This window comes from Bilifractor sp. LCP19S3_H10 (assembly GCF_052119185.1).
GTDB lineage: Bacteria > Bacillota > Clostridia > Lachnospirales > Lachnospiraceae > Bilifractor.
In genome coordinates this window covers 1-10,875 of record NZ_JBQKFT010000022.1, presented here as the reverse complement: position 1 = coordinate 10,875, position 10,875 = coordinate 1, and the positions used below count along the sequence as shown (strand labels likewise).

The 10,875-nt window shown below is 46.0% G+C and carries 7 protein-coding genes and 3 pseudogenes; 6 read left to right on the top strand and 4 right to left on the bottom strand.

Annotation, left to right across the window (positions count from 1 at the left end; all coding sequences use genetic code 11):
• Positions 1–156 precede the first annotated feature (156 nt).
• The 3 genes and pseudogenes from ACTQZS_RS13205 to ACTQZS_RS13195 form a co-directional block, all read right to left on the bottom strand.
• A pseudogene (locus ACTQZS_RS13205) lies at positions 157–1,539 on the bottom strand (replication-associated recombination protein A).
• Between the two features lie 367 nt (positions 1,540–1,906).
• Positions 1,907–2,920 (bottom strand): ORF6N domain-containing protein, encoded by a 1,014-nt coding sequence (locus ACTQZS_RS13200; protein WP_441476219.1) that lies wholly within the window; start codon positions 2,918–2,920, stop codon positions 1,907–1,909.
• A gap of 144 nt (positions 2,921–3,064) precedes the next feature.
• Positions 3,065–3,427, bottom strand: a complete 363-nt coding sequence (locus tag ACTQZS_RS13195) for a helix-turn-helix domain-containing protein (RefSeq protein WP_441476218.1) — start codon at positions 3,425–3,427, stop codon at positions 3,065–3,067.
• Between the two features lie 176 nt (positions 3,428–3,603).
• Here ACTQZS_RS13195 and ACTQZS_RS13190 point away from each other — a divergent pair.
• From ACTQZS_RS13190 to ACTQZS_RS13165, 6 genes and pseudogenes are all read left to right on the top strand, one after another.
• Positions 3,604–3,740, top strand: a pseudogene (locus tag ACTQZS_RS13190) (helix-turn-helix domain-containing protein); the annotation flags it as partial.
• A 115-nt stretch (positions 3,741–3,855) separates the two neighbouring features.
• Positions 3,856–5,061 (top strand): annotated as a pseudogene (locus ACTQZS_RS13185) (IS256 family transposase).
• A 230-nt stretch (positions 5,062–5,291) separates the two neighbouring features.
• Positions 5,292–5,969 carry a response regulator transcription factor gene (locus ACTQZS_RS13180; RefSeq protein ID WP_441476217.1) on the top strand — a complete coding sequence of 226 codons (678 nt, stop codon included), beginning with the start codon at positions 5,292–5,294 and terminating at the stop codon, positions 5,967–5,969.
• Positions 5,962–6,861 (top strand): sensor histidine kinase, encoded by a 900-nt coding sequence (locus ACTQZS_RS13175; protein WP_441476216.1) that lies wholly within the window; start codon positions 5,962–5,964, stop codon positions 6,859–6,861. Before ACTQZS_RS13180 ends, ACTQZS_RS13175 begins: the two co-directional genes overlap by 8 nt.
• Positions 6,862–6,996: 135 nt before the next feature.
• Positions 6,997–7,668: an ABC transporter ATP-binding protein gene (locus ACTQZS_RS13170; protein ID WP_441476215.1), complete on the top strand. Its 672-nt coding sequence runs from the start codon at positions 6,997–6,999 to the stop codon at positions 7,666–7,668.
• Between the two features lie 15 nt (positions 7,669–7,683).
• Positions 7,684–10,332 carry an ABC transporter permease gene (locus ACTQZS_RS13165; RefSeq protein WP_441476214.1) on the top strand — a complete coding sequence of 883 codons (2,649 nt, stop codon included), beginning with the start codon at positions 7,684–7,686 and terminating at the stop codon, positions 10,330–10,332.
• A 51-nt stretch (positions 10,333–10,383) separates the two neighbouring features.
• Here ACTQZS_RS13165 and ACTQZS_RS13160 read toward each other — a convergent pair whose 3' ends face one another.
• The gene (locus ACTQZS_RS13160; RefSeq protein WP_441476213.1) at positions 10,384–10,599 is read right to left on the bottom strand and encodes a DUF6061 family protein; all 216 of its coding nucleotides are present in this window, start codon (positions 10,597–10,599) and stop codon (positions 10,384–10,386) included.
• Positions 10,600–10,875: the final 276 nt, after the last annotated feature.

Genomic DNA, 10,875 nt, shown 5'->3' with positions numbered 1-10,875 from the left:
CTCAGAATTACCCCGGTCTCATTCTCTGGACATTTCTTAACGCATGCCTTCCTAAACTCATACCTCCCTCATTTATTCAGCATTTTTATGCACTTAGGATTTATGCAACTATGAACTAATGATGATCCGGCTTCGGTCTATATTTCTTATGTAATATCACTTGTCTTCCCAGGGTTTCTCAGGTCTCCCGGAATGTGACGGATCGACATAGCTATAACGCGCCGGGGCTTTTCCGATTTTCCTGAAGTATGCCTTGATCTCTTCCTCGTAACCGATGTCATTCGGCTCAAAGATCTTTTCCTCGCGGATCTCATCGGGCAGATACTGCTGGTCTACCCAGTGATTCGGATAGTTGTGCGCGTACTTATATCCTATGCCCCGGCCCAATTTCTTGGCTCCTTTATAGCTCGAGTCCTGAAGATAGGATGGAATGGGCAGATTTCCGGTCTTTCGTACCAGGGAGATTGCCTTCTCTATGCCGAGATAGGCAGAGTTGGATTTCGGTGCCGATGCGATATAAGATGCGGCCTGAGCCAGTATGATCCTTCCTTCCGGCATACCGACCCGTTCGACGCCAATTGCGACCGAGGCTGCGACACAGATGACCATGGGGTCTGCATTTCCAACTTCTTCCGATGCTGCCACCAGCATCCTTCGTGCAATATACTTCACATCTTCTCCGGCTTCCAGCATACGGGCGAGATAATAAAGCGCCGCATCCGGATCGGAACCGCACATGGACTCAATAAAGGCTGCGATGGTGTCGTAGTGATTATCACCGGTCTTGTCATAGCGGATGGCCTTCTTCTGTATGCATTGCTCTGCCACTTTTAATGTGACGTGGATCTACCCGTCTCTTGCCGGCTCTGTGGTCAATACCGCCAGTTCTATGGCATTCAAAGCAGCACGGGCATCTCCATCCGACACTTCCGCGAGGAAATCGGCTGCCTCTTCCGTGATCTCTGCATGATAGGGTTTTACTCCTCTGTCAGAAATGAATGCTCGGTGAATCAGAGTAAGAATATTCTCCTTCGACAATGGTTTCAGTTCGAAGATCCTAGACCTCGAAAGAAGCGCCCCATTGACTTCGAAATAGGGATTCTCAGTCGTCGCGCCAATCAGGATCACCGTGCCGTCTTCCACATAAGGAAGGAGATAGTCCTGCTGTGCCTTATTGAAGCGGTGGATCTCATCGATAAAGAGGATCGTCTTTCAGCCAAAACCGCCAAGATTTTCTTTGGCTTTTGCAACAACTTCCTCGAGGTCTTTCTTTCCCGCAATCGTTGCATTCACCTGGTGGAAATCAGCAGATGTCGTGGCGGCGATCACACGGGCAAGGGTCGTTTTTCCGACTCCGGGAGGTCCGTAGAAGATTAGAGAGCTGATCCGGTCTGCCTTGATGGCACGATAGAGGAGCTTGTCTTTCCCGATGATGTCCTCCTGACCAACCACTTCGTCCAGCGACTGTGGACGCATTCTGGCGGCAAGGGGAGCTTCATTTTCTTTCCGGTTTGCGGCCGCATATTCAAAAAGGTCCATATGCTTCGCCTCCTTAACATGGAATTCTGACTCCATTTTACAAGCCCGGGTTCCTTCAATGATTTATGCAGAGATTTATGCAGAATAAAAGATTCTCTTTGACTTCTACTCCTATCCAAAAGAGTCACAGCTATGCCGCAAATGCCGGTGCAGGACCATAATGATTGAACAGCCAGCCGCTGTTCCACTCAACGATTCCAGTGAGTGAAGCAGCCGAAAAGCTCGTTATGCCATATATTCTTCCTCTAAAGTTTGCTGAAACTCTGCCCGCCCCAAAATACCTATACCAGGCACCGGTCGATAGATGTGGAAACGCGGGTATATAAATATACTTTTATTTTTTCTTTTCCCAATAATATCATCTCCTTTAGATACTTTTATCCGGAAGTTTTAACAAAGCATCAATAACCGGACGAACCATTTGTACTGATTCTACCTTGTTAATAGCAGAGAGCTTTCGTCCTGCATCCTTACTTGATGCTCCACAGTGGAATGCCTGCTCTGTTGGCAAGCCATAATCGAGAACAATAAGTCTATCATGACAATCCGGATTTGGTTTAATCCGAAGCGGTGGGTACTGGTTTATAAAATCATTAACCACAGATGTCGTGAGAAATCCTCTCTTGCCATGCCCATTCTCCGTAAAAAGGATTACTTCCACGCCTGGATTCTTCTGTGATAATAACTGCAATGATTTCGTATTCATATAATCGTCAACAACATAAATTGATTTTTCTGCCTGCTGATAGATATCTATGTAAGCAACATCTGCTTCAAACTTCTGACCTTTATAGATTATGAAATTCTTAAAATCTTTATCTGAAACAAAATTCTCATTCAAGGTGTCAATACTTTTCTGAATATCTTCAATTGCCTTATCCGTTTTCTTCCGATGATCAATTGCTCCTGCCATTTGCACAGATAACTCTGAAACCTTAGCAGAAACCATGCTCATTTCAGACTGAGTTACAAACTGCTGATTCTGGCGGATATAGTGACGCATTTCCTTAAAAGCGCGCATGATAAAAATGCTTTGTTGCTCCGCTAACTCACCTCTAAGAACTGTCGCTAACATATAGATTCCTTGCTCTGTAAAAGCATAAGGCATTTTTCTTCTACCACCATCCTGCCCTTCAAAAAATGAACCATTACGTGAAGTCGCATTTTGCGACTTCACCAAATCAACTTCCTCTCTTGTCAATTGAAACATAAAATCTTCTGGAAATCTGTTTATATTTCTCTTAACCTGCTCATTTAATCTTTTTACCTCGTATCCATAAATATCAGCCAAATCACTATCGAGCATCACCTGTTGTCCGCGTATCGTATATACACAGTTTCTAATAGACTCAACTGTGAGTAAGTCTGTTGTATTTTTCATAAACACTATATTCCTTTGCATTTTCTTTTTTTGAAGTCACAAATTGTGATTTCATGTATTCTATATTCAAACAAAGATGTTTTTTGTGGTCGAAAAAAATCGACCTCAAACCACTGATCCAAATTTTTAATCGAATATTTTTATCTACATATCCTCAAGACTCTCTAGCTTTTTCAGTGCTTCCATGTAATCCATAAGGCGCTTCTGCTGTTCTTCCTTAAGGTTATGATAATCCTCAATCATCTGAACATCACCCGGAGTGAATTTACTTTCAGGACTTGCCGCTGCAATTTCCTCTTCATCCTCAATTCCTTTACCGGTAAGAAGTTGTTCCGGGGTAATTTGCAAAACATTACAGATGTCCATTATCTTTTCTACAGTAGGATTAGTCTTTCTCTTTTTCCATTCGCTTATGGTACTGGTAGAAATTCCCACTTGCTTTGCAAACTCCGCCTGAGTCATATTGCGTTCTTTCAAAACCTTTATAATTCTTTCGCTGATAATCATGAGTGATACCTCGCTTGCAATTCACTTATATAATATTCATATAGATGAATTCATTTTATCACAACTCATGATACCCTTCAATGTTCTACTTCGTTTTCTTATTACGGAACTTCATATATGCTTTATAAGATTCATATATACAAGAACTTTAGAAAAAGCACTGGAGGAATAAAGCATTGAAGTGCAAATTATCAATTCAGGAAAAACTAAAAGATTTAAGAATAAAAAAGGCCTGTCTCTACAAGAATTGTCAGAGCAGACCGGAATATCCAGGGCATCGCTTGGAAATTATGAAACTGATGATTACAAAGAAACCTCTCGATAACGTATAATACGTTTCGCAAATTCAATTGAATAAAAATAGACATAGTCTATTGCCATCGGTAAAATTAAGTTACCACACAAAATCCACCAAGGAGGCAATGACTATGTCCGATAACATTATACAGTTAAATGAAGGCCTAATAAAGCATGATCTTAAAGATCTTGTCCGCAGCAGTGTTGAAGAAACGCTGAATGCCCTGCTCGATCATGAAGCGGATGAACTTGTCAACGCTTCAAAGTATGAACGTACAGAGAATCGTAATGGCTACCGCTCAGGTCATTATTAGAGAACCTTCAACACAACTGCAGGAGACGTGAAATTAAAGGTCCCTAAATTGAAAGGTATCCAGTTTGAGACAGCCATCATCGAACGCTATAAACGCAGGGAATGCTCCGTCGAAGAAGCTCTGATCGAAATGTATCTGGCCGGGGTATCCGTCCGCCGCGTAGAGGATATCACAGAAGCTCTTTGGGGAACTAAGGTATCTCCAGGAACGATCAGTAATCTCAATCAGAAGGCTTACGAACATATCAAAACCTGGCGCAGCCGAAAATTGACCGGTGAATACGCATACGTTTATGTTGACGATATTTATCTGAAACGCAGCTGGGGCGGCGAAGTACAGAACGTGTCCGTCCTTGTTGCTATCGGCGTATCTACAGACGGCTACCGCGAGATCATCGGCGCTGCAGAAGGCATGAAGGAAGATTTTGAAAGCTGGCATAACTTCTTTATCTGGCTTAAAGAGCGGGGCCTTACAGGAGTCAGACTAATCGTTGGTGATAAGTGCCTTGGTATGCTGGAATCCATTGCCGATGTATTTCCGGAAGCGATATATCAGCGCTGCACAGTACATTTCTATCGGGATGTCTTCAGCGTATTCCCTCTAGGCAGGATGCGGGAAGTATCCTTAATGCTGAAAGCCATCCACGCGCAGGAAAACAAAGAGGCAGCGCGCGAAAAGGCAGCCTCCGTTGATGCGAAACTTCGTGAAATGAAGCTCTCTGCAGCCGCAAAGAAAGTTGAGGACGGTGTAGATGAAACTCTGACCTACATGGACTTTCCTACAGAACATTGGACCCGTATTCGGACGAACAATGTAACAGAGCGAGTCAACCGAGAAATCAAGCGGCGTACCAAGGCAATCGGGGCGTTTCCAGATGGGCAAAGTGCTTTGATGCTGGTTTGCGCCAGACTTCGTTACGTAGCGGCTTCGGATTGGGGAACCAAGCGGTATCTCAACATGGATCATCTGTTTCAGATAGAACTTACGATCAATACGGAAACGGCTGAGGCGTCTGCCGGATAACTACCAAGAATCCGATGGTTGAAATTGAATTTGCGAAAAAGTCTTGACACTAGGCGAAATATCATTAGATTTTAAGAACGGCAAGGCAGAGGTCATTTTGCCTGCCGATTGGGATACAGTGAAAACAAACAAATTTGCAAGCAGAGCAATCGCCTATCTTCTGAACTGTGAGAACGAAAAATTACCCAAGGAAATAATGGTGGCCTTTGAATAACGAGGGAGTGAGATACATGGAACAATTATTGATTATTGAAGATGATATCGGGTTGAATCAGGGTTTAAGTAAAGCACTGAAAGCAGATGACCGTCAGATTATATCCTGCCAAGACCTAAAAACGGCGAAGGCGCAGCTGCTTTGCGGCGGTGTGTCCCTGATCCTGCTGGATATCAATCTGCCGGATGGCAGTGGGCTTGAGCTGCTCCGGGAGATCAAGGAAAACACGCCTGGGATTCCTGTTATTCTGCTGACTGCCAATGACACCGATCTGGATATCGTAGCCGGACTGGAGCGGGGCGCTGATGATTACATCACCAAACCCTTTTCTCTTTCGGTTTTGCGGGCAAGGGTGAATACCCAACTGCGAAAGCAAGCGTCAAACCATAAAAATGCGCCGTTCCATATGGATCTATTTCACTTCGACTTTGAGGCTATGACCTTTTATGTGGGAGATTCAAAAGTGGAATTGAGCAAAACAGAACAAAAATTACTGCGTCTGCTTGTTGAAAATCGTGGTCGAACCATGACCCGTGGAGACCTTGTCGACCGAATCTGGACAGATGGCGCAGAATATGTGGATGAAAATGCTTTGTCTGTTACGATCAAGCGTCTGAGGGATAAGCTTGGTGCACAGAAATACATTAAAACCGTCTATGGAATCGGTTATAGCTGGGTGACAAAAGATGAATAAAACCGGTATTGTGATCATACTGCTGTGTTTTCTGGCGGCGGCAGCTGTTGTGTTATGGGAGCGGAGAAAGACCAGAAAAACGATGGAAGAAATCGAAAGGATGCTGGACGCTGCCATGACCGGCTCCTTTTCTGAAACCAATTATGATGAAAGCCAGCTGTCTGCATTGGAAACGAAGTTTGCGCACTATCTTTCCGCAGCAGAAGCATCTTCTCAAAATATAGCGCAGGAAAAAGACAAAATCAAAACCTTGATTGCGGACATTTCCCACCAGACGAAAACGCCGATTGCAAACCTGCTGTTATACAGCGAGCTTCTGATGGAGGAAACTCTGTCTGCATCGGCGAAGGCAAATGTGGAGGCGCTGTACAAGCAATCGGAAAAGCTGCGATTTCTGATCGATTCTCTCGTAAAGCTTTCCAGACTGGAAAATGGGATCATTTCACTCGCCCCCCAGCAAGCAGCGCTGCAGCCGCTGCTTGAAAGTGTGGTAGAACAATATACTGCCAAGGCTTCTGAAAAAGGATTGTCTTTGCAAATGCAGGATACAGATGCTTTTGCTGTATTCGACTTCAAATGGACAGCGGAAGCGCTGGCTAATATCGTAGACAACGCCATCAAATATACAGAGCATGGCACCATTACTATTTCTGCCGTAAGCTATGAAATGTTTGCAAGGATCGATATATCGGATACCGGTTCAGGCATCCCGGAAAATGAGCAAGCGAAGATATTTGCTCGCTTTTACCGCTCAAATAGTGTGCAGAAACAAGAAGGGGTCGGCATCGGCTTATACCTTGCCCGACAGATCATATCCGGCGAGGGCGGTTATATCAAGGTTGCTTCCGTTCCGGGAAAAGGAAGTACGTTTTCCATATTTCTGCCGAAATAACAACAATTCTATCAAAACTGTTAGATTTCATTTTCCGCCGGAAAGAATGTGGAAAGAATCCTATGCGATAATCTGTATGTATCAAAGGATCATTTCCTTTCATACATACAGATTTTTTCATGGAGGTACTCATTTATGGAAGTTTTACAGGCAAAAGACCTGAAAAAGATTTATGGCTCCGGCAATAACGCAGTTCATGCGTTGGATGGAGTTGATTTAAGTGTAAAGAAGGGCGAATTTGTTGCAGTTGTCGGCACATCCGGCTCCGGCAAATCCACGCTGCTGCACATGCTGGGCGGGCTGGATCGCCCTACAAGTGGCACGGTCATGGTGGACGGACAGGATATTTTCTCCCTGAAGGAGGAAGCGCTGACCATCTTCCGCCGCAGGAAAATCGGCTTTGTGTTCCAAGCATATAATCTTGTTCCGGTGCTGAATGTGTATGAAAATATTGTTCTACCCATTGAGCTGGACGGTGGCAAGGTCAATAAGGATTTCGTACAGCAAATTGTACAGACACTTGGGCTGGATGATCGTCTGGATGCGCTGCCCAATCAGCTCTCAGGCGGTCAACAGCAGCGAGTAGCCATTGCCCGTGCGCTGGCGGCAGCACCCGCTATCATTCTGGCAGATGAACCCACCGGCAATCTGGATTCCAAAACCAGCCAGGATGTATTGAGCCTTTTGAAAGTCACCAGTCAAAAGTTCGCCCAGACAATCGTAATGATCACTCACAACGAAGAAATTGCGCAGATGGCAGACCGCATTATCCGTATCGAAGACGGTCGGATCGTCTCCCAAAACTAACGGGAGGTGGCTACGATGAATGTCAAAAATCGAAAATGTATTCGAAAACTCAGCTTAAAATCTCTTTATGCGAACCGTCGTCGCAATCTGATCGCCATTTTTGCCATTGCGCTGACAACGCTGCTATTTACGTCCATGTTCACCATTGTCTTGTCGTTGAACGCCAGTTATGAAACCTACCAGTTTCGGCAGGTAGGCGGCTATGCGCATGGCACCTTTAAGGATGTTTCCCTCGAGCAGGCGGAACGCATCGCTGCCCACCCAAAGGTGAAGGCTACGGGGGCACGGAAGGTAATCGGTATCACTGCGGAGGGGGGCTTTGCCAAAATACCGGCAGAGATCAGCTACATGGATGCCAACTGCACTAAATGGAGCTATGCAACCCCTACTACCGGACGGATGCCCGAAAGCGGCAAAGAGGTAGCCATGGATACGGCAGCGTTGCAGCTGCTTGGCGTAACGCCGGAGCTGGGCGCCGAGGTCACGGTTTCCTATTCCATTACGGACAAGGATCAAACCGCCTTTACTGTAACAGATACCTTTACGCTGGTGGGCTATTGGGACTATGATGAACTAATACCTGTTCATTACATCAACATCAGCCGTGATTACGCAGATGACATCGAAGCGCAGGCAGTGAAAACAGGTTTACAGCCTTTCCGCACCGATTTGAATGTCATGCTGGCCTCCGGCACAAACATTCAAGGGCAGATGGAGCAGGTGGATACCGATCTTGGTTACACATGGGACAGCTATACCGATCCCAACAGCGTCCGAATCGGCGTCAATTGGGGATATACCTCATCCCAGCTGGAGTCACAGCTCGATCCAGAGCTGATGGTCGCCATAGCAGCTTTTTTGCTGCTGGTGATTTTCACGGGGTATCTTATCATCTATAACATTTTTCAGATCTCTGTTGTAGGGGATATCCGGTTTTACGGACTTCTGAAAACCATTGGCACAACGCCCCGGCAGCTCAAACGCATCATTCGCCAGCAGGCACTTCTGCTTTGTTTGATCAGTATTCCGGCGGGGCTGCTGCTGGGCTACGGCATTGGCGCTGTTTTGGTTCCTGTTGTCTTGCGCTCCACCCGGTTGGATGCAGGCATCACCACCATCAGCACATCGCCTGTGATCTTCCTTGGTTCTATGCTGTTCGCCTTGTTGACGGTGCTCTTGTCCTGTTCCAAGCCCGGAAAAATGGCAGCTAAGGTCTCTCCGGTGGAGGCTACCAAATATACGGATGTGATGCAGACCAAGAAAAAACGGCGCAACACCCGGGGAGCAAAGCTCCATCAGATGGCCTTTGCAAATCTGGGACGAAACAAGAAAAAGACGGTACTGGTGGTGTTGTCTCTGGCACTGTCGGTGACACTGTTCAATGCGCTGTGTGCCTTTGTGGGCGGCTTCTGCATGGAGAAGTATGTATCCGCCATGACCTGCGCCGATTTTATCGTCAGCACTCCCGACTATTTTCGTTATAACTCGAGTGCAGATGAATTTATCACCCAGGAACAAATAGAGGATATCTCCGCAAACACAAAGGCCAGTCTTTCCGGCACGGGATATGCTGTGCGAAAACCCGCATATCTGTGGATGGCGGAGGATGCTCTGCGGCAGGACTATGCAAGGTACGAAAGCGCCGAGCAGTTGGACAGCCATATGAGCCGTCTGGAGCACCGGGGCAATATGGTGATGGGAGATACCAGGATCGAGGCTCTGGATAACAGTCTGTTTGACAAGCTGCAAGTGTTCGACGGAGATATTTCTCCCATGTTGGAGCCGGACAATAACGCCATTGCCATTGCGGTTTCTTTGGATGATTACGGTAATCTGCCCAATCTTGAATACTACCCCAAGGTGGGAGACACGATCACCGTTACCTATGCGGACGATGTGAAATATATCGACAGACGCACCGGGGAACTCTGCACCGAAAATACACCGGAGGAGTACTTTCAGGCAAAATTGTATGGAGCCAGAGATGTAGAGTACACGGTCTGCGCCTTGGTAGAACTTCCGAATTCCATGAGTTATCGTTATGGTGGTATTGGATATGACGTAGTTTTGTCTGTAGACACCGCACAGAGGGACAGCGGTGGTGCAGCCATTCCGATGCTCTACCTGTTCGACACAGCGGACGAAGTTGACGAGGCCGAAGCAGAGCAATATCTATCGAAGCTCACTGCCGGTGAGTTTTCGCCCTTGATGTATGAAAGCAAGGCCACGGCTCGCTCTGAATTTGCTCAGTTCCGGCAGATGTTCCTTCTGATAGGTGGTATCCTCTGTGCTATCATTGGGCTGGTGGGACTCTTAAATTTCTTCAACGCCATGATGACCGGTATTCTTTCCCGCCGCCGTGAATTTGCTGTGCTTCAGGCTGTAGGAATGACAAACCGGCAGCTCAAAACCATGCTGATCTACGAGGGGTTGTTTTACGCAATGTCTTCTGTAGCGGCGGCCTTTATTCTGTCGCTGGCGGTGGGACCTCTTGCGGGAAAAATGCTGGGCAGTATGTTCTGGTTCTTTGAGTATCGATTCACCATTCTGCCTGTCCTGCTGACAATTCCGGTATTTCTTCTGCTGGGGTGGCTGATTCCTTGCATGATGTATGACAACGCAGCGAAATGCAGTGTTGTAGAGCAATTAAGGGATGCTCAATAACTGTTACGCAAAAAACGGCCCTCTGCCAATGAAAAGGCAGAGGGCTGAGTTTTAATCTAAGGGTTTACATTCAGTTACAGTTTTTAGATAAATTTCGGGGTTTCCGTTCAAAACAAGGTCTGCATATCCAATCGGGTCATTATAGATTAGATAGTCCAGCTCTGACCGCTGATACATATTGTCAGCAACCTCATTCTCCACGGCTATTGTATCAATAGCAATCATACTGCCATCTAAGAATTTCAGTTCCACACAGGCATTATCCATGTTGAACTCACAAGAATCAACCTATCCATAAGAAACCTCCACTTTGCTGGATGTTAGATCATCCCAAAATATTTGAATGCTTCTCGGATTGCTTTCTCTTTTTCCGGCGGACACTGGAGCTGTCTGGAATCCTCTGACTTCGGCAGATTATAGTTCTTACGTAAGCGGTAAACCGCCAGTACCTGTTGTACCTAGCTAGCCTTTGCGATAATGGAGTCGAATAAATCTAAGGTTTTTTCGACTTCTCCAAAGGAGGCTTGGTATTGATGGACAAGA